The sequence below is a fragment of the Cupriavidus sp. 01L415 genome (assembly GCF_056400065.1).
Map to the genome: position 1 here is coordinate 79,405 of NZ_JBFTSP010000001.1, position 19,494 is coordinate 98,898.

Annotated in this window: 19 protein-coding genes and 1 tRNA gene; 13 read left to right on the top strand and 7 right to left on the bottom strand. The window is 66.1% G+C overall.

Annotation, left to right across the window (positions count from 1 at the left end; translation table 11 throughout):
* The first annotated feature begins 111 nt into the window (after positions 1-111).
* The 7 genes from AC1DOX_RS00325 to pth all read left to right on the top strand — a co-directional run bounded on the left by AC1DOX_RS00325 (position 112) and on the right by pth (position 6,387).
* Complete coding sequence (locus tag AC1DOX_RS00325; RefSeq protein WP_441623596.1) at positions 112-2,013, top strand: tetratricopeptide repeat protein; 1,902 nt, start codon at positions 112-114, stop codon at positions 2,011-2,013.
* Positions 2,014-2,151: 138 nt separating this feature from the next.
* Positions 2,152-2,766 (top strand): outer membrane lipoprotein LolB, encoded by a 615-nt coding sequence (locus AC1DOX_RS00330; protein WP_441623598.1) that lies wholly within the window; start codon positions 2,152-2,154, stop codon positions 2,764-2,766.
* Positions 2,763-3,641 carry a 4-(cytidine 5'-diphospho)-2-C-methyl-D-erythritol kinase gene (ispE, locus tag AC1DOX_RS00335; RefSeq protein ID WP_441623600.1) on the top strand — a complete coding sequence of 293 codons (879 nt, stop codon included), beginning with the start codon at positions 2,763-2,765 and terminating at the stop codon, positions 3,639-3,641. The genes AC1DOX_RS00330 and ispE overlap by 4 nt, the downstream gene beginning before the upstream one ends.
* 67 nt (positions 3,642-3,708) lie before the next feature.
* Positions 3,709-3,785 (top strand) — tRNA-Gln (locus AC1DOX_RS00340).
* 94 nt (positions 3,786-3,879) lie between these two features.
* A complete protein-coding gene (locus AC1DOX_RS00345) occupies positions 3,880-4,833 on the top strand; it encodes a ribose-phosphate pyrophosphokinase (protein ID WP_092135798.1) in 954 nt (317 codons plus the stop codon).
* A 188-nt stretch (positions 4,834-5,021) separates the two neighbouring features.
* Positions 5,022-5,639: a 50S ribosomal protein L25/general stress protein Ctc gene (locus tag AC1DOX_RS00350; RefSeq protein ID WP_092135797.1), complete on the top strand. Its 618-nt coding sequence runs from the start codon at positions 5,022-5,024 to the stop codon at positions 5,637-5,639.
* 151 nt (positions 5,640-5,790) lie between these two features.
* Positions 5,791-6,387 carry an aminoacyl-tRNA hydrolase gene (gene pth, locus AC1DOX_RS00355; RefSeq protein WP_092135795.1) on the top strand — a complete coding sequence of 199 codons (597 nt, stop codon included), beginning with the start codon at positions 5,791-5,793 and terminating at the stop codon, positions 6,385-6,387.
* 140 nt (positions 6,388-6,527) lie between these two features.
* Here pth and AC1DOX_RS00360 read toward each other — a convergent pair whose 3' ends face one another.
* The 5 genes from AC1DOX_RS00360 to AC1DOX_RS00380 all read right to left on the bottom strand — a co-directional run bounded on the left by AC1DOX_RS00360 (position 6,528) and on the right by AC1DOX_RS00380 (position 11,191).
* On the bottom strand, positions 6,528-6,788 hold the full coding sequence (locus AC1DOX_RS00360) for a YfhL family 4Fe-4S dicluster ferredoxin (protein WP_092135794.1): 261 nt from the start codon (positions 6,786-6,788) through the stop codon (positions 6,528-6,530).
* Positions 6,789-6,854: 66 nt separating this feature from the next.
* Positions 6,855-7,340, bottom strand: a complete 486-nt coding sequence (coaD, locus tag AC1DOX_RS00365) for a pantetheine-phosphate adenylyltransferase (protein WP_066739714.1) — start codon at positions 7,338-7,340, stop codon at positions 6,855-6,857.
* A gap of 196 nt (positions 7,341-7,536) precedes the next feature.
* Complete coding sequence (gene rsmD, locus AC1DOX_RS00370; protein ID WP_441623604.1) at positions 7,537-8,175, bottom strand: 16S rRNA (guanine(966)-N(2))-methyltransferase RsmD; 639 nt, start codon at positions 8,173-8,175, stop codon at positions 7,537-7,539.
* A gap of 88 nt (positions 8,176-8,263) precedes the next feature.
* Positions 8,264-9,628, bottom strand: a complete 1,365-nt coding sequence (locus AC1DOX_RS00375; RefSeq protein WP_441623606.1) for a M16 family metallopeptidase — start codon at positions 9,626-9,628, stop codon at positions 8,264-8,266.
* A 9-nt stretch (positions 9,629-9,637) separates the two neighbouring features.
* Positions 9,638-11,191: a M16 family metallopeptidase gene (locus AC1DOX_RS00380; protein ID WP_441623608.1), complete on the bottom strand. Its 1,554-nt coding sequence runs from the start codon at positions 11,189-11,191 to the stop codon at positions 9,638-9,640.
* 60 nt (positions 11,192-11,251) lie between these two features.
* On the opposite strand from AC1DOX_RS00380, the gene ftsY reads away from it, so the two are divergent.
* The gene (gene ftsY / locus AC1DOX_RS00385; RefSeq protein WP_477101345.1) at positions 11,252-12,577 is read left to right on the top strand and encodes a signal recognition particle-docking protein FtsY; all 1,326 of its coding nucleotides are present in this window, start codon (positions 11,252-11,254) and stop codon (positions 12,575-12,577) included.
* Between the two features lie 98 nt (positions 12,578-12,675).
* Here ftsY and maiA read toward each other — a convergent pair whose 3' ends face one another.
* Positions 12,676-13,323 carry a maleylacetoacetate isomerase gene (gene maiA, locus AC1DOX_RS00390; protein ID WP_092135787.1) on the bottom strand — a complete coding sequence of 216 codons (648 nt, stop codon included), beginning with the start codon at positions 13,321-13,323 and terminating at the stop codon, positions 12,676-12,678.
* 4 nt (positions 13,324-13,327) lie between these two features.
* Positions 13,328-14,029 carry a fumarylacetoacetate hydrolase family protein gene (locus AC1DOX_RS00395; RefSeq protein WP_092135786.1) on the bottom strand — a complete coding sequence of 234 codons (702 nt, stop codon included), beginning with the start codon at positions 14,027-14,029 and terminating at the stop codon, positions 13,328-13,330.
* 189 nt (positions 14,030-14,218) lie between these two features.
* Here AC1DOX_RS00395 and AC1DOX_RS00400 point away from each other — a divergent pair, with 189 nt between their 5' ends.
* From AC1DOX_RS00400 to ybiB, 5 genes are all read left to right on the top strand, one after another.
* The gene (locus AC1DOX_RS00400; RefSeq protein WP_441623775.1) at positions 14,219-14,854 is read left to right on the top strand and encodes an ANTAR domain-containing response regulator; all 636 of its coding nucleotides are present in this window, start codon (positions 14,219-14,221) and stop codon (positions 14,852-14,854) included.
* Between the two features lie 394 nt (positions 14,855-15,248).
* Positions 15,249-16,556 carry a CmpA/NrtA family ABC transporter substrate-binding protein gene (locus AC1DOX_RS00405; protein ID WP_092135784.1) on the top strand — a complete coding sequence of 436 codons (1,308 nt, stop codon included), beginning with the start codon at positions 15,249-15,251 and terminating at the stop codon, positions 16,554-16,556.
* A 76-nt stretch (positions 16,557-16,632) separates the two neighbouring features.
* Complete coding sequence (ntrB, locus tag AC1DOX_RS00410) at positions 16,633-17,544, top strand: nitrate ABC transporter permease (protein ID WP_441623772.1); 912 nt, start codon at positions 16,633-16,635, stop codon at positions 17,542-17,544.
* Between the two features lie 15 nt (positions 17,545-17,559).
* Complete coding sequence (locus tag AC1DOX_RS00415; RefSeq protein WP_441623770.1) at positions 17,560-18,363, top strand: ABC transporter ATP-binding protein; 804 nt, start codon at positions 17,560-17,562, stop codon at positions 18,361-18,363.
* A 118-nt stretch (positions 18,364-18,481) separates the two neighbouring features.
* Complete coding sequence (ybiB, locus tag AC1DOX_RS00420; protein ID WP_441623768.1) at positions 18,482-19,492, top strand: DNA-binding protein YbiB; 1,011 nt, start codon at positions 18,482-18,484, stop codon at positions 19,490-19,492.
* Positions 19,493-19,494: the final 2 nt, after the last annotated feature.

Genomic DNA, 19,494 nt, shown 5'->3' on the forward strand with positions numbered 1-19,494 from the left:
TGTGCGGGCTCTCATACGTTTCGGCCCTTCGGGGCAAGCAGGGCATTGTAGCGGCAGGCTACAATGCCTCTCATCCATTCCTACGCCCCCGTGCGCCGGAGCATTGATTTCATGCCGGACTTCCGTTCGTCCCTTCAGGCCATGCGCCCGGACTCTTTCCCAATGACCGCTTTCGCCGCCGCCCCAATGGGTTCGCCCGCCGCCCGGTTCCGCCGCCACGCGCGTGCGCTGGGCGTCGCCGCCTGCCTGGCGTTTGCCTCGCTGGCGCACGCCGCACCCGCCACCGTTGCCCAGACCGAAGACGAAGTCATCGACGTCCCGGCATCCGCGGCCAAATCCCGCGCGCCGCGCACGCCGCTGCCCAACGTGACGCTGACGCCGGACATCCTCTATCGGGTGCTGGCGGCAGAGATCTCGCTGCAGCGTGGCCTGGTCGGCACCGCGTACCGCACATACCTGGACCTGGGCCGCCAGACGCGCGATCCGCGCCTGGCCCAGCGCGCCACGGAGATAGCGTTCAACGCGCGCATCTCGCAGCAGGCGCTGGATGGCGCCCGCCTGTGGGCCGAACTGGCGCCCACCTCGCCTGCGGCCAGGCAGGTCCTGTCGACGCTGCTCGTGCTGAACGGCCGCTGGGACGAGGCTGAACCGCTGCTGGTCCAGCAACTGGCCAGCGCGCCGGCGGGCCATCGCGGCGACGCCATCCTGCAGATGCAGCAGCAGCTGTCGCGCACGAGCGACCCGGCCGGCGCCGTGGGCGTGCTCCAGCGCGTTACCGCCAACGACATGAAGCTGGCGGAGACGCACCTGGCCATGGCCCGCGCCAAGGAAGCTGCCGGCGACAATGCGGGATCGCTCGCCGAACTCGACGAAGCGCTGCGCCTGAAGCCGGATATGGAGCCCGCCGCGCTGATGGCCGCCGAGATGCAGGTCGAGTCCGATCCCGACAAGTCCATCGCGGTGCTCAAGCGCTTCCTGTCGAAGTCGCCGAAGTCGGTGAATGGACATATCACGCTGGCTCGGGTGTACCTGCAGAAGAACGACATGCAGGCCGCCCGCGCCGAATTCGAAGTCCTGCGCAAGGTTGCGCCCAACGACCCGCGCGTGCCGCTGGCGCTGGGCCTGACCAGCCTGCAGGCGCGCAGCTACGATGACGCCGAGCGCTATCTGAAGGAATACCTGGAGATGGCGGCGAAGTCGCCGGCCGCCAACCCCGACGTGGCCTTCCAGTATCTGGCCCAGATCGCCGAGGAAAAGAAGGACTACGCTGGCGCGATCGAGTGGCTGGACCGCATCGAGGACAGCCGCCTGGCACCCGCCGCACAGGCCAAGCGCGCGCAGTTGCTGGCGCGCATGGGCAAGCTCGACGACGCCCAGGCCGTGTTCGGCGACATGCTGGCCGATGCCGAGGACATCGCCGATCCCGGCCAGCGCGCGCAGCGCATGACGGCGATCCGCCAGGCCGAGGTGGCCACGCTGATGGACAGCAAGGCGTACGACCGCGCACGCAAGCTGCTGGACGAACGCGTCAAGGTCGAGCCCGACAACGCCGACTGGGTCTACGAACTGGCCATGCTGGACGAACGCGAGAAGCGCTATGACAGCATGGAACGCGGCCTGCGCAAGGTTATCGACCTGCAGCCCGACCAGAAGCAGGGCTACAACGCACTGGGCTATTCGCTGGCCGATCGCAACGAACGGCTGCCGGAGGCCCGCAAGCTGCTCGAACGCGCCTCCGAACTCGGCCCGGACGATCCCTACATCATGGACAGCCTGGGTTGGGTCAAGTACCGGCAGGGCGAACTCCAGCCGGCGGCAGACCTGCTGAAGAGCGCCTACGCCAAGGCTCCCGAGGCCGAGATCGGCGCGCACCTGGGCGAGGTGCTCTGGCAGCTTGGCCAGCACGAAGAGGCACGCAAGACGTGGACCGAAGCCGCCAAGGCCGAGCCCGAAAACCAGACGCTGCTCGACACGCTGCGTCGCTACAACCAGAACGTGCTGCTGTCGAAGTAATCCGAGGACGACGCAGCATGATGCGCCCGGGCCGCGTGCCCGGGCTTGCCATGCCGGCCCGCCATGCCAACGCGCCATGCCAACTCGCGTGACGGCCACGCCGATCGTCCATCTACTTATCCCCACCCATTCGTGACCATGCTCCGACTCCGTCGCCTGGCCCTGCTTTGCGCGACCGCCCCGCTCTGGCTCGCCGGCTGTGCGAGCGTTGTGCCTAGCCGCAGCTTCGATGCCGGCGAAACCGCCCGCGCCGAACTGTATTCCGGCCGCTTTGCCGCCAACTACGTCCGCTACGGCCGCAACGAGGGCGTGCAGGGCAGCTTCCGCTGGGAAGAACAGGGCCGCAATGTCCGGCTGGACCTGGTGTCGCCGCTGGGCCAGACGCTCGCCGTCGTGACGTCCACGCCGTCCGGCGCCACGCTCGACCTGCCCAACGAACCGCCGCGTAACGCGCCCGAGGTGGACAGCCTGATGGAGCAGGCGCTCGGTTTTTCGCTGCCCGTGGCCGGCATGCGTGACTGGCTGCATGGCCGGCCCGCGAGCGGCGCGCCATCGAAGTCGACGCGCGATGCGAATGGCCGCCTCGATACCTTGATGCAAAGCGGCTGGACCGTGCGCTATGTGGACTGGCAGGAATCGCCCGAGGGTGCTGCACCGGCCACCGCGCGGCCGCGTCGCGTCGACATGGCGCGCGACGGCGCCGACTCGCCGCTGTCCGTGCGGCTCGTGATCGATCCGGAGACCAAGCAATGACCGCTGGCACACCCCTGCCACCGCCCGAACTGCGCGACTGCCCCGCGCCGGCCAAGCTCAACCTGTTCCTGCATGTGACGGGACGCCGCCCCGACGGCTATCACACGCTCCAGACCGTTTTCCAACTGGTGGACTGGTCGGACACACTGCACTTTCATCGCCGCGAGGATGGCGTGATCGCGCGCACCACGGATATCCCTGGGGTGCCGGCCGATACCGATCTCGTCGTGCGTGCGGCCCGCGCGTTGCAGCAGGCCAGCGGAACGCGTTTCGGCGCCGACATCGCGGTCGACAAGCGGCTGCCGATGGGCGGTGGCATCGGCGGCGGATCGTCGGATGCCGCGACGACGCTGCTCGCGCTGAACCACCTGTGGGGATTGGGCTTACAACGCACTGCGCTGATGCGCATCGGCCTTGCGCTGGGCGCTGATGTGCCCGTGTTCGTATTCGGCCAGAACGCGTTCGCGGAGGGTGTTGGCGAGGAGCTGACGGCCGTCGAATTGCCCGAGAGCTGGTTCGTCGTCATCCACCCTCGGCAGCATGTCCCGACTGCTGCAATTTTTTCCGACGAATGCTTGACAAGGAATACGCCCATCTCCATAATTGCGGACTTCGCTGCTTGCACAAACAAATTCGCTTTCGGTCGCAACGACTTGCAAGCGGTAGCAACAGCGAAGTTCGGCGAAGTTGCCCGAGCCCTTGAATGGCTGAGACAATATTGTCCGCATGCAAGGATGACCGGTTCCGGAGCCTGCGTGTTTGCCCGATTTGATGACGAGCAGACTGCGCAGCAGGTGGTGGATCGGTTGCCGTCCGAATGGGATGGCAGGTGTGTCAGAAGTTTGTCGCACCACCCGCTCGCAACATTCGCATAGCAAGTTTTCGTTTGGCGAAGTGCCGGAAGTATTCAGACGGCGCAGCGACAGACGATAAAGGTTGTGTAGGGGAGTCGCCAAGTTGGTCAAGGCACCGGATTTTGATTCCGGCATTCGAAGGTTCGAATCCTTCTTCCCCTGCCATTACTTCCTATAGTGTCCTGACGGATACGCAGATATCGCTGCCGGCACCAGCCGGTAGCGCAAAGCTCCCCCAGCAGCAAGACAGGTGCCCCGAATGAGCAGCGAAGGCTTGATGGTATTTACCGGCAACGCCAACCCCAAACTCGCGGAGGCTGTCGTACAGCACCTCGGCATTCCGCTGGGAAAAGCGCTGGTAGGCCGTTTCTCCGACGGTGAAGTCCAGGTCGAAATCCAGGAAAACGTTCGCGGCAAGCACGTCATCGTGCTGCAGTCGACCTGCGCGCCGACCAACGACAACCTCATGGAACTGATGGTGATGGTCGATGCCCTCAAGCGCGCTTCGGCACGCAGCATCACCGCCGCCATGCCGTACTTCGGCTATGCCCGCCAGGATCGCCGCCCGCGTTCGGCGCGCGTGGCCATCTCGGCCAAGATCGTAGCCAACATGCTGGAAGTCGCCGGCGTGGAACGGGTCCTGACGATGGACCTGCACGCGGACCAGATCCAGGGTTTCTTCGATATCCCCGTCGACAACATCTACGCATCCCCGGTACTGCTGGGCGACCTGCGCGAGAAGAACTACGGCGACCTGCTGGTCGTGTCGCCGGACGTTGGCGGCGTGGTACGCGCCCGTGCACTGGCCAAGCAGCTGAACTGCGACCTGGCCATCATCGACAAGCGTCGCCCCAAGGCCAACGTGGCCGAGGTGATGAACATCATCGGTGAAGTCGCCGGCCGCAACTGCGTCATCATGGACGACATGATCGACACCGGCGGCACGCTGTGCAAGGCGGCCCAGGTGCTGAAGGAACGCGGCGCGCTGAAGGTGTTCGCCTACTGCACCCACCCGGTGTTGTCCGGCGGCGCTGCCGCACGCATCGCGGCGTCCGAACTCGACGAAGTGGTGGTGTGCGACACCATCCCGCTGTCGGACGAGGCACGCCAGTCCGGCAAGATCCGCCAGGTCTCCACCGCCCCGCTGCTGGCCGAGACCTTTACCCGGATCGTGAAGGGCGACTCGATCATGTCGCTGTTTGCCGACGCCTGATCCGGCCGCTCGCCCGTTTCACATGGAGCGGGCGATTTGAGCGGGTGAAATCCTGCTAAAATGCAAGGCTTTACCGCGTTGGCAGCCATATCGGCGGCCAACGTGATTCAGGCGGCGCACCATTCAAGATGCGTCGCCCAGTCGAGGCTGTCTGGTCGCGGACAGCCTTCTTACTTTTGGAGTTCACAATGAAAGTTATCGCTTTCGAGCGTAGCGTACAGGGTACGGGTGCGAGCCGCCGCCTGCGCAATTCCGGCAAGACCCCCGGCATCATCTACGGCGGCGCCAACGAGCCGAAGATGATCGAGCTGGATCACAACGCCCTGTGGCACGCCCTGAAGAAGGAAGCGTTCCACTCGTCGATCCTGGACCTCGAAGTGGCTGGCAAGTCTGAGAAGGCCCTGCTGCGCGCCTTCCAGATGCACCCGTTCAAGCCGCTGGTGCTGCACGTCGACTTCCAGCGCGTGTCCGCCACCGACAAGATCCACGTGAAGGTGCCCCTGCACTTCATGAACCAGGAATCCGCTCCTGGCGTGAAGCTGGGCCACGGCATCGTCAACCACATCCTGAATGACCTGGAAGTGTCGTGCCTGCCGGGCGACCTGCCCGAGTTCATCGAAGTGGATCTGGGCAAGGCCGAACTGAACCAGACTATCCACCTGTCGGACCTGAACTTGCCGAAGGGCGTGACCGCCATCACCCACGGTGACGAGAACCCCGCCATCGCCAACATCTCGCTGCCAGCCGGCGGCGTGGCGGCAGCTGAAGGCGGCGAAGCAGCCGCTGGCGAAACGCCGGCTGCCTGAGCGACATTGCACCAGGTGCCGTAGCGGACCAGCGCCGCTGCTGCATCGAAGAAACCGCCGGTTCGCCGGCGGTTTTTTTTCGCGCGGATTTTTCGCGTATCCTGTCTGGCGCCAACCGGTGCCGTCAGGCACCCGACTCCCGATATAACGCATGATCAAGCTCATCGTCGGCCTCGGCAATCCCGGGGCGGAATACGAAGCCACGCGGCACAACGCCGGATTCTGGCTCGTCGACCAGCTCGCCCGCATGGGTGGCACAACACTACGCGTAGAAGGCCGCTTCCACGGCCTGGCCGGCCGCGCGCGGCTGTGGGACCAGGACATCTGGCTGCTTAAGCCATCGACATTCATGAATCGTTCCGGCCTGGCCGTGGTATCGCTGGCGCGCTTCTATAAAGTCCTGCCGGACGAAATCCTCGTGGCACATGATGAGATGGACCTGCCTGCGGGCGCCGTCAAGCTCAAGCGCGGCGGCGGTGCGGGCGGCCATAACGGGCTGAAGGACATCGCCGCTCACCTGACCACACAGGACTACTGGCGGCTGCGCCTGGGCGTGGGCCATCCGCGCAATGCCCCGGGCGGCGCCGGAGCCGCCCGCGAGGACGTGGTGAACTATGTGCTGAAGCCGCCGCGAAAGGAAGAACAGCAAGCCATCGACGAAGCCATCGACCGCAGCATCGACCCGCTGGGGCTGCTGGCGCGAGGCGAGAGCGAGCGTGCGATGATGGAACTGCACACGGGGCGCTGATCGCGCCTCATCTCCTGAGCCTGAGCGGAGCAATCCGCCACGCGGCCAGTAAAAAACCCCGCCAACATGCGTTGAGCGGGGTTTCTCTTTTCCGGATAGCCCGGAACGAGCAACGAGTCGACCGCCGACGCGATCCGGCTTCAGGCCGCGTGCCTTGCCGCGGTCAGCAACCGATAGCGTTGCATCAGCACTTCATGCGTTTCCACCCGGTTGGGATCCTTGGGAATACACGCAACGGGGCAGACTTGCTGGCACTGCGGTTCGTCAAAGTGGCCGACGCACTCGGTACACTTGTTGGGGTCGATCTCGTAGATCTCGGGCCCCATCGAAATTGCTTCGTTCGGGCACTCGGGCTCACAAACGTCGCAGTTGATGCAGTCGTCGGTGATGATCAGCGCCATGATATTTCCTTCCAGCGACCCGCCCGCACCCGACTGGCCACGTCGGCGGGATCGAAGACTTCTATTTTATTCCGGTTTGCCAATCTTCTCCTGAAGCCAGCGCTCCACGGAGGGAAAGACGAACTTGCTGACGTCGCCGCCCAGCACCGCGATTTCGCGCACGAAGGTGCCCGAGATGAACTGGTACTGGTCAGACGGCGTCAGGAACATGGTTTCGACGTCCGGCAGCAGATAGCGGTTCATGCCGGCCATCTGGAACTCGTATTCGAAATCCGACACGGCGCGCAGGCCGCGGACGATCACGCGCGCATTGTTCTTGCGCACGAAATCCTTGAGCAGGCCCGAGAAGCCTTCCACCCGCACGTTGGGGTAGTGGCCGAGCACCTCGCGCGCGATGCCGATGCGCTCCTCGAGAGAGAAGAACGGGCGTTTGTTGGGGCTGTGCGCCACACCGACCACCAGCTCGTCGAAGATATTCGACGCGCGGCGGACGAGATCCTCGTGTCCCCGGGTCATGGGATCGAATGTACCGGGATAGACCGCGACGACCATATTTCCTCCTTTGGGCTGCCCGTTGCCGGCTTCACTTGCCGTTTCGAATGATTCTTGGTGACGAGCGTTGAACAAACAACAGCGGCGTAGTGTAACGCCAAATGCCGCGTTTGGAAGTCGGAGCGCGCACCCTTTTTGCGGCATTGCAGCACGACCGGAAAGGCTTATGCGGCGCGGAACTCGTCGTACGACGTCGCTATTCCGATCCGCCTGGCAGGCGATGTTGCAACAGGTGGAAGTGCACCGCGCCGGCCCGTGCCTGACGCACGATCTCCAGCGATGCCGGCACCGGCGCATCCGGCCCGATCAGCGCACGGTCGGTTTCCACATACACGGCCCCGCCCGGACGTGACAGCCGCGCGGCATGCTCCAGTGCCGGCCCAAGCCAGTCCTCCGCAAACGGGGGGTCCAGGAAGATCACGTCGAAGCTGGCGGCAGGCATCTGCGCCGCCACGCCAAAGGCATCGCCCTGGATGACCTTGACCTGCGCGGCGTCAAACCGGTACTGGTTGTCACGCAACTGGCGCGCCACACGCGGGTTGGCTTCCACCAGCGTCACGGCGGCGGCGCCGCGCGACGCCGCTTCGAAGCCAAGTGCGCCGGAGCCCGCAAACAGGTCGAGGCAGCTCAGCCCGGAGAGGTCCTGGCCAAGCCAGTTGAACAGGGTTTCCCGGACGCGGTCCGGGGTCGGGCGCAGGCCCTCGGCGTCAAGCACCGGCAACAGGGAGCGCTTCCAGCGCCCGCCGATGATCCGCACCTGGGCGGTCGTCGATCGTGACGCTGGGGAAGAGGATCGCACGCGCGGCGCGGGCGAAGGTCGGGAACGCGAATTCATGCCGTGATTGTAGAGCCTGCCACGCCGCGCCACACTGGCGGCGGGGCGGCGCGCCCCACCATCGGATGGGGCGCACGATGATCAACGGCTACTTTTCGGGGCCGCCGACAATGACGGTGGCCATCGCGTCCGGGTGAACATGGCGCTGGAATGCCGCACGGACCTGATCGCGCGTGATCTTGTTGATCTGCGCGGTCCACGTGTCGAGGTAGTCGAGCGGCAGGCCATACCAGCCGATATTGGCCACATTGGTCAGCAGCTTGCGATTGCTGTCGATTCGCAGTGGAAAGCCGTTGACCAGGTTGTCCTTGGCAGCGCGCAGTTCAGCGTCGGTCGGGCCCTGCGCCACGAACTGGGCGACGATCTGGCGCACCAGCGTCAGCGCCTCATCGGTGTTGGCCTTCTTCGTCTGCAGCGTGATGCCGAACGGACCCGGTTGCCTGGACGGTGCGAAATAGCTGTCCACGCCGTAAGTCAGCCCCCGCTTCTCGCGCACCTGATCCGTCAGGCGCGAGCTGAAACCGCCTCCGCCCAGCACGTAGTTGCCCACCAGCAGCGCGAAGTAGTCGGGGTCGCCACGCGCGATAGCGGGCTGGCCCATCGCCACGCTGGCCTGCTGCGCCGGATGCGGGATGCGCTTCTCGCTGGCCGGAATCGTCATCTGCACGTCGGGGATCGCCGGCGGCGCGACGCCTTCGGGCAGGCCCTTCGTCAGGTCTTCGGCGATCTGCTCGGCCTGCTTGCGGTCGATCGCGCCGATCAGCGTCACGACGGCACGCTTTGCGCTGTAGCTGTCGCGCCAGAACTTCATCAGGTCGTCGCGCGTGATCGATCCGACCGACTCCGGCGTGGCCGATACCCCGTAGGGATGGTTCGGGTACATCGCCTTCGACACGGTCTTGTCGGCAATCACGCCCGGTCGCGTATCGCCCTCGCGGATCGCGGTGATCAGCCGCTGCTTTTCGCGAGCGACCACGGCGTCCGGATAGGTCGGCGCCTTGATGAGCTGCCCGGCCAGACGCAGTGACTGCTCACGTTCCGGCGATGCCGTCAGCGTCCGCAGGCCGATGCCACCGCGGTCTCCCCCGGCCGCGCCGCCAAAATCGGCACCGGTATCGGCGAATGCATCGGCGATCTGCGCTTCGTTGCGCGCCGGCTGGCCATCCTGCGCGGCGGCACCCTTGTCGAGCAACGCGGCGGCGAGCGTCGCCAGCCCGGCCTTGCCCGGCGGGTCATAGCGGCTGCCGGCGTCGAAGTCGATATTGACGTCGAGCATCGGGATCGACGGGCTCGGTACGAAAAATACCTTTGCCCCGGTGGATGCGGTCCAGCTCTCGATCGGGATGGCGGCATGGGCCACGGCACCAGCGAGGAACGCGACCACCCCGCAGGCGGCGCCAGCCAGCCGGCGCACCATGCGTGGCGATGCAATCGTCATGACGGATACGGACATCGTCGCTCCTCAGTGACGCAGGCCCTCGGGGGCCGCGGTCTTGGGCTTGTTGGGGTCGATCGGCTGCGGCAGCAGCGTGGCCACGGTCAGGTTGTCGTCGCTGAAATACTTGCCGGCGACGGCCTGCACCTGGGCTGGCGTGACTTCCTTGATCTTGTCGAGCATGCGGTCGATCTGGCGCCAGGAGAGGCCTGCGATCTCGGCCACGCCGATCTCCATGCCCTGCCCGAAGACCGAGTCGCGCTTGTAGATCTGGCCGGCCACGACCTGCGCCTTCACGCGCTTCAGCTCCTCTTCGGACACGCCGTTCTTCGCAATCCGCTGGATTTCCTCGCGCAGCGCGCGCTCGATCTCCTCGGTGGTATGACCGCTGGCGGGCGTGCCGTCGAGCACGAAGAGCGATTCGCCACGATTGATGCTGTCGTAGCCAACGTTGACGTCGTCGGCCAGCCGCTGCTCGCGCACCAGCTCGCGCGTCAGGCGGGCGTTGTCGTAGCCGTTGAGCACGGCGGACAGGACTTCCAGCGCGTACGGATCGACATCCTTCTCCACGTCATGCAGGCGCGGCACCTTGTAGGCCATCACCATGTACGGGTTCTCGGCCGGCGCCTTGACCCAGATGCGCTTGATCCCTTCCTGCTTGGCCTCCAGCTGCGTCTTGCGCAGCGGCAGCGCGCGCGGCTTGAGCTTGCCGTAGTAGCGCTCGGCCATCGCGCGGACCTCGTCCGGGCGGACGTCGCCGGTCACCACCAGCATCGCGTTGTTGGGCACATACCAGGCCTTGTACCACTCCTGCACATCCTCGACCCGCATGTTCACGAGGTCGTCCATCCAGCCGATCACCGGGTGGCGGTACGGTGCGGCCGTGTAGACGGTGGCCAGCAACTGCTCGTAGACGGTGCCGCGCGGGGAGTCGTCGGTACGCAGGCGGCGCTCCTCCATCACGACCTTCATTTCGCGGTCGAACTCATCCTTCTTGATGATGAGGTTGGCCATGCGGTCGGCCTCCAGCTCCATCATCTTCGGCAGGTATTGCTTGGCGATTTGCTGGTAATAAAGCGTGAAGTCCCGATTGGTCATCGCGTTCTCGCGTCCGCCCAGCATGGCGATCTGGCGCGAGAACTCGCCCACCGGCACCTTGGGCGTCCCCTTGAACATCATGTGCTCGAGCATGTGGGCCACGCCGGTGGTTCCGCTGACCTCGTCGATGCCACCGGTCCGATACCAGATCTGGTGCGCCACCGTCGGCGCGCGATGGTCTTCCTTGACGATCACGCGCATGCCGTTGGACAAGCGGAATTCCGTGGTGCCGGCCTCCGGCTGCCCCACGGCCGCAGTGCGGGCGCCCGATGGCGGCGCCTGGGGGGCGGGCGCGGACGTCGTCCGGGCAGTCTCGTTCGATGGCTGGGCAAGCGCCGGCCCGGCCGGCAGACCGGCCAGGGCAGCGACGAACGCGGCGACAACAATGGTGGGATGGATGCGCCGCGCGAGTGCGGCGGCGCCGGCGGGCAGCGATTCGGGACGGGCGGCGCCCGGTCCGGACATGACAGCGCAATGGTTCATGCGACCCCGTCTGCTAGAATTTTGGCGATTGATTCTACCGGGGTATTGACCCCTTTCCCAATGTTTAGTTTCTGGAAGAAGCGCAAGGCCGAGCCGGCCCCTGCGCCTGCCGAGTCGCCGGCCGCCGTGCCCGCGCCGGCCGTGGCACCGGCGCCCCTGGCCGCACCCGCGCCCGCCCCGACCCTCGCGCCGGCTCCCACGCCTGCGCCGACGGCGGCCCCAACCCCTTCACCCGTCCCTTCGCCAGCCCCTGTTCCGGCGCCAGTTCCCGCGCCAGCTCCAGCTCCGATCCCCGCGCCAGCTCCAGCTCCGATCCCCGCGCCAATTCCCGCTCCGGCCCCCATTCCCGCGCCCGCTCCGGTACCAGCACCAGTGCCAGCACCGGCCCCCGCGCAGGTTCCGCCACCCCGGCCGGCTCCGGTTGCCTTCGATCCGCCGGTGGCGGATGACATGGAACTGACCCCGCCGCCCGCGCCGACGCCTGAGGCTAAACGTGGCTGGATGTCGCGCCTGCGCGCCGGGTTGTCGAAGACCAGCAAGAACATCGGCACGCTGTTCGTTGGCGTGAAGGTCGACGAAGCCCTGTACGAGGAACTGGAGACCGCGCTGCTGATGGCCGATGCGGGCGTCGAGGCGACGGAATACCTGCTGGGCGAACTGCGCCGCCGCGTCAAGAGCGAGCGCATCGAGACGTCCGAGGGCGTGAAAGCCGCGCTGAAGGACCTGTTAACCGATCTGCTGCGTCCGCTCGAGAAGACGATGGAGCTGGGCCGCGAGCAGCCGCTGGTCATGATGATCGCGGGCGTGAACGGCGCCGGCAAGACCACCAGCATCGGCAAGCTCTGCAAGCATTTCCAGGCCTACCACCAGTCGGTGCTGCTGGCCGCCGGCGACACGTTCCGTGCCGCCGCGCGCGAGCAGCTGACCATCTGGGGCGAACGCAACAATGTGACGGTGGTCGCCCAGGAGAGCGGCGATCCGGCCGCGGTGATCTTCGATGCGGTGAACGCGGCACGCGCCCGCAAGATCGATGTCGTGATGGCCGACACCGCTGGCCGCCTGCCCACGCAGCTGCACCTGATGGAAGAGTTGAAAAAGGTCAAGCGCGTGATCGCCAAGGCCATGCCCACGGCACCCCACGAGTGCCTGCTGGTGATCGACGCCAACACGGGCCAGAACGCCCTGGCCCAGACGCGCGCGTTTGACGATGCGCTCGGCCTGACCGGCCTGATCGTCACCAAGCTCGACGGCACTGCCAAGGGCGGCATCCTGGCGGCGATCGCCCGCCAGCGCCCGGTGCCGGTGTATTTCATCGGCGTGGGCGAGAAGGTGGAAGACCTGCAGCCATTCAGGGCCGACGAGTTCGCGGAGGCGCTGCTGGGATAGCGTGGGATAGCGCGCCACGTCGCACAAGCCACGAAAGAAAAAACCCCGGTATCGCTACCGGGGTTTTTCTTTGCCTCGCGCGGGGCGCGCGCTCGCGCTTACTCGCTATCCGGCTGCACGCCCGGTGCCGCCTTCTGGAACGCCTCCAGCGCCATGCACGCATCGTTGATCTTCGCGATCGTCGGAAAACGGCTCATGTCGACGTTGAAGCGTTGCGCGTTGAAGACCTGCGGTACCAGGCACAGGTCGATCAGCGTCGGCGTGTCGCCGAACGCGAACCGGCCCACACGGCCGAGTTGCGACAGGTTGACCTCCAGCGACGCAAAGCCCTCCTCGACCCAGTGCTTGTACCACGCGTCCTTGACCTCGTCCGTCGCACCCAGCTTGTGCTTCACGTACTTCAGCACGCGCAGGTTGTTCAGCGGATGGATCTCGCACGCGATCTCCTGCGCCAGGCCACGCACGATGGCACGGTCCAGCGCATCCTTTGGCAACAGCGGCGGCTCCGGGTGTACCTCGTCCAGATACTCGATGATCGCCATCGACTGGATCAGCGGCTGACCGTCGACGACCAGCGTCGGCACCACACCATCCGCGTTGAGCGCGCGGTATTCCGGCTTCAGCTGCATGCCGCCCTCCTTCAGCAGATGCACGCCCACGTACTCATAGGGCAGGCCCTTCAGGCCGAGGGCGATGCGCACCCGGAAGGAGGCCGAGCTGCGGAAGTAGCTGTAAAGCTTGAGCATCGCGTCAGACCACCTTGACGGTCAGGTCGCCCACACCCTCGATGTGGCATTGCATGACGTCGCCCTTGACCACCGGGCCTACGCCTTCAGGCGTCCCGCTATAGATCAGGTCGCCCGGCTGCAGCTCGAACAGCTTCGACAGATACGACACCATCTCCGGCACCGACCAGATCAGGTCCGACAGGTCGCCGCGCTGCTTCTCCGCGCCGTTGACGGCCAGCGTCACCGCGCCCTTCTCCGGATGGCCGATGGCGGACACGGGCACGATCGGGCCGATCGGCGCCGACTTGTCGAAGGCCTTGCCGGTCTCCCAGGGGCGGCCGGTCTTCTTCGATTCGTTCTGGAGATCGCGGCGCGTCATGTCCAGGCCAATGGCGTAGCCATAGACGTGGCTGGCGGCTTGCTCCACGGAGATGTCCTTGCCGCCCTTGCCGATGGCCACGACCAGTTCCACTTCATAGTGGCAGTTGCCGGTGCCGGGCGGGTACGGGAAGGTGCCCTCGGTGTTGTCGGCAATGTAGCTGACAGCGTCAGACGGCTTGCAGAAGAAAAACGGCGGTTCGCGATCGGGATCCGAACCCATCTCGCGGGCGTGTGCGGCATAGTTGCGGCCCACGCAATAGACACGGCGCACAGGAAACGCGGCGCTGCTGCCTCGCACGGGAACGCCGACGGGGGCTTGCGGGGCGAATACGAACTCGGTCATCCAACTCTCCAGACTTTTTTTCTGATGGAACGCTGGGCGGACGCATCCGGCACCTCCCGCGGCAGGTGTGCCACGGGAGCGCCGCGCCCGGCGCAGCAGGGCAAAAGCATACACCTTGCGTACCGCGGCATACAGTACAGGTAGTCCCGGCGCGAATCTTGCATATTGCACCGCAACCAAGCGACCGCCATGACCCGCCGCCACCCGCCCCCATCCGCCAATGCACCACCGGCCGCGCCGCCCCGCCAGCTCCGCATCCTGCTGGTGCGGGATCCGCATGACGCCGATCCGCTCAACGTGGAGACCATCCGCGCCGGACTGGCGCAGGCCGGCTTCCCGGAGGTGGAGACCGTCGATGCCGACCTGCGCCTGCCAGACGTGATCGCCGCCAGCCAGCCGGACCTGGTCATCATTGCCTCCGAATCGGCCGCCCGCGACACCATCGAGCACGTCTGCGTTTCCACGCAGCACGCGCCACGCCCGATCGTGCTGTTCACAGATAACGACGACGCCCAGCGCATCAAGGGGGCGCTGTCGGCCGGCATCACCGCCTATATCGTCGACGGCCTGCGCGCCGAGCGCGTGAAGACCGTGCTGAACGTTGCCTATGCCCGTTTCGAACTCGACCAGCAACTGCGCGCGGAACTGGACGCCACCAAGCTCAAGCTGGCCGAGCGCAAGACCGTCGAGCGGGCCAAGGGGCTGCTGATGGAGGCGCGCGGCATCAATGAGGAAGAGGCCTTCAAGCGCCTGCGCAACATGGCGATGGAGCGCGGCATCAAGCTGGTGGAAGCCGCCCAGCGCGTCATCGATGTGATGACCTGATCGCCCGCACCGGCCGCACGCGGCTGGTGCAATGCACAATTTCGGCGCCACCGGCCGGTCGTCCCGCACGACTTCGCGCCCACTTCGCGCCCGACAGCAAAGCCGGCGCGCCCGTTCGCGGTACGCCGTCGGCACCGCTTGAGCGCGTGCCGCATCCGAGTGGTGAATTTCCCGCGTTTCGTCCTCCGCCATCCCGCTGGCACGTCGCTTGCGTTATCGATGTCGCGACCAACGACGGTTGCGCGGTACGAAGTCTGAAGCATCACCGAACAACATATGCACGCGGTCAACGACGACCGCGCGGCATCGGACAACGGCGTCCTGAACTGCACCCCGATTTCTGGCGAAGGCGGGATGCGGATCGGGACGCCCTTTTCTTTCTGGAGCCATCGCAATGCCCTCTCGCCTGAAGATTGCCAAGACCCCGCGCGCCGCCGTGGAATCCGCCGCCGCCGAAACGGCCCCCGCGAGCCACGGCCGTCGCCGCGCGTTGGCCACCATCGCCGGTGCCAGCGTGATGACGCTGGTGGACCCGCTGGTGCGCAGCGGTGCCTGGGCGGCGGGCTCCGACGCGCCGGAGAAGTCCGAGGTGAAAATCGGCTTCATCCCGCTGACCGATTGCGCGTCCGTCGTCATGGCATCGACGCTGGGCCTGGACAAGAAGTACGGCATCAAGATCACGCCGAGCAAGGAAGCATCCTGGGCGGCCGTGCGCGACAAGCTGGTCAACGGCGAACTGGACGCGGCCCACGTGCTGTATGGCCTCATCTACGGCGTGCAGCTGGGCATCGGCGGCCCCAAGAAGGATATGGCCGTGCTGATGAACCTGAACCACAACGGCCAGGCCATCACGCTGTCGTCCAAGCTGTCCGAGAAGGGCGTCCGCGACGGCGCCAGCCTGCGCGCGCTGATGGCCAAGGAGAAGCGCGACTACACGTTCGCGCAGACCTTCCCCACCGGCACGCACGCGATGTGGCTCTACTACTGGCTGGCGGCCAACGGCATCAATCCGATGCAGGACGCCAAGGCGATCACGGTGCCGCCGCCGCAGATGGTGGCCAACATGCGCGTGGGCAACATGGACGGCTTCTGCGTCGGCGAACCCTGGGGCGCGCGCGCCATCGCCGACAAGATTGGCTTCACCGTGGAAACCACGCAGGCCATCTGGAAGGATCACCCGGAAAAGACGCTCGGCACCACCGCCGACTTCGTTCAGAAGAATCCGAACACGGCGCGTGCCATGGTGGCCGCGATCCTGGAAGCGTCGAAATACATCGACGCATCGGCCTCGAACCGTCGCAAGACGGCGGAAACCATCGCCGCCAAGTCCTACGTCAATACCGACATGGACATCATCCTGGACCGCATGCTCGGCCGCTACAGCAACGGCCTGGGCAAGACCTGGGACGACCCCGATTCCATGAAGTTCTATCAGGACGGCACGGCGAACTACCCGTTCCTCTCCGACGGCATGTGGTTCCTGACCCAGCACAAGCGCTGGGGCCTGCTGAAGGACCACCCGGACTACCTGGCCGTGGCCAGGCAGGTGAACCGGATCGACGTATTCAAGCAAGCGGCCGCGGCCGCGCAGGTGGCGGTGCCCAAGAGCGACTTCCGCACCGCCCGGCTGATCGACGGCGTGACGTGGGATGCGACCAAGGACCCGAAGGCCTACGCCGACGGCTTCAAGATCAAGGCCTGACGCTGCTCCGCTGGCGGCGCAGCCTGCCCGGCTTGCTCCGCCTACCTTTCCCTGCCCGCCCCTTCAGGAGCCAGACGTGAACGCAATTGCCCAAGCCGCGCCGGAAGGCGCCACCGCCATGAACGCGGAGTCCGTCGACCCCGATATCAAGGAGCAGACGCGCCGCCGCAAGCTGGAGATCGCCGCGCAGGAGCGCCACGCCGCGCGACGCGACGCGGTCGGTAGCGTTGTGCTCAAGGCCGTACCGCCGGTGGTTGGCTTTGTGTTGTTCCTGCTCGTGTGGCACGGCATCGCCACCATGATCCCGGCCATCCCCACGCCCGGCGCGACGTGGAATGCGGCGGTGCCGCTGTTCTCCGATCCGTTCTACCGCAACGGGCCGAACGACCAGGGCATCGGCTGGAACGTGCTGGCATCGCTGACCCGCGTGGCGGCGGGCTTTGGCCTGGCCGCGCTGGTCGGCATTCCGGCCGGCTTCCTGCTCGGGCGTTTTGCGTTCCTGAACGCGATGGCCGCGCCCGTGATCAGCCTGCTGCGTCCGGTGTCGCCGCTGGCATGGCTGCCGATCGGCCTGCTGCTGTTCAAGGCGGCCAACCCTGCCGCCATCTGGGCGATCTTCATCTGCTCGATCTGGCCGATGATCATCAACACCGCCGTGGGCGTGACGCGCGTGCCGCAGGACTACCTGAACGTGGCGCGTGTGCTGGATCTGTCCGAATGGAAGGTGTTCCGACGCGTGCTGTTCCCGGCCGTGCTGCCCTACATGCTCACCGGCGTGCGGCTGTCGATCGGTACGGCATGGCTCGTGATCGTCGCCGCGGAGATGCTGACGGGTGGCACCGGCATCGGCTTCTGGCTCTGGGATGAATGGAACAACCTGAAGGTCGAGCACATCGTGATCGCGATCTTCATCATCGGCGTGGTCGGCCTGGTGCTGGAGCACCTGCTGCTGGCGCTGGCCCGCCGCTTCAGCTACGGCAACACCTGATCGGGGACGGACGTCATGGAAAAGTTTGTCAGCATCGAGAACGTCGGGCAGACGTTCAAGACGCGCAAGGGGCCGTTCGTGGCCCTGCGCGATATCCATCTCTCCATCGCCGAGGGGGAATTCATCACGCTGATCGGGCACTCCGGCTGCGGCAAGTCCACGCTGCTGAACCTGATTGCCGGACTGACCAGCCCGACCTCCGGCGCGCTGATCTGCGCGGGCCGCGAGATCGCCGGCCCGGGGCCGGAGCGTGCGGTCGTATTCCAGAACCATTCGCTGCTGCCGTGGATGACTTGCTTCGAGAACGTGCACCTCGGCGTGGAGCGCGTGTTCGGCGCCACCGAAAGCAAGGCGCAGTTGAAGGCGCGCACCCACGACACGCTCGCGCTGGTTGGCCTGACGCATGCGGAGGCCAAATATCCGCACGAGATCTCGGGCGGGATGAAGCAGCGGGTGGGCATTGCCCGTGCGCTGGCGATGCAGCCCAAGGTCCTGCTGATGGACGAACCGTTCGGCGCGCTGGATGCGCTGACGCGCGCCCACCTTCAGGACGAGCTGATCAAGATCGTCGCCCGCACCAGGAGCACGGTGGTCATGGTCACGCACGACGTGGACGAGGCCGTGCTGCTGGCCGATCGTATCGTCATGATGACCAACGGCCCCGCGGCGACGATCGGCGAGATCCTGAAGGTCGATATTCCGCGCCCGCGCGACCGCGTGGCGCTGGCCGACGACAAGACCTACCACGCTTGCCGCACGGCCGTGCTGGACTTCCTGTACCGGAAGCAGCGCAATCCGGCGCTGCAGGAGGCCGCATAGGCGGGACCGCACACCCCATATCAACCCGACGCGGCGGCGATGGGATCAGGCAGGCGTGGGCGAAGCCGCCCCGCTCCGCTATCATGAACCCCAAACCCCACGATCCAAGCGCCGCGCCATGACGTCCTCCACAGACACCCCCGCCACCCCCGGTGGCAACAGCTTTCCCGCCGCGAAGTTCATCAAGGAAATCGGACGCGGCGTGAATGGCGCCCGCGCGCTGCCGCGCGAGGATGCGCAGGCGCTGTTCGATGCCATGCTGGCCGGTCGTGTGTCCGACATCGAACTGGGCGCCGTGCTGATGGCGTACCGGATCAAGGGCGAGGCGCCCCATGAGCTGGCCGGCATGCTGGAGGCGGCTCACGGCCACTGCACGCCGCTGGCGCCGCCGCCGGACAAACCCGTGGTGGTGATTCCCAGCTACAACGGCGCGCGCAAGCAGCCCAACCTGGTACCACTGCTGGCATTGCTGCTGGCGCGCGATGGCGTGCCGACGCTGGTGCATGGCACGCGCCAGTTTCATGGCCGCGTGACCAGCATGACGTTGTTCGAGGCGCTGGGCGTGCCGCTGTGCGCGACCACCCAGGCGGCGCAGGACCAGTTGCGTGCAGCGGCAAATCCGCTGGCCGTGCTGCCGATCGAGGTGCTGTCACCGGCACTGGCGCGACTGCTGGAGAAGCGATCGATCATCGGCCTGCGCAATTCGTCGCACACGATCGTCAAGATGCTGCAGCCCATCGGGGCCCACACGCCTGCCGAAGCGCTGCGCCTCTACAGCTATACCCATCCCGAATATCGCGAGACGCTGACCGACTACTTCTCGCACGAGCCGGCCAACGTACTGCTGGCGCGCGGCACCGAGGGCGAAGTCGTGGCCGATGCGCGCCGCAGCAGCCGCATCGACTGGCTGCACGACGGCCATCAGCGCACGATGGTCGATCCGGTCGGCGGATCGATCGGCGAAGTCCCGGAACTGCCGTCGGGCAACGACCCCGCCCAGACCGCCGCCTGGATCCGCAAGGTGATGGATGGCGCCGTGCCAGTGCCGGCGCCGATCGTCACCCAGGTGGAAACGATCAAGGACTGCCTGAAGCAGGCGACCCGGGTGGCGTGGGCCAGCCCGGTCTGAGC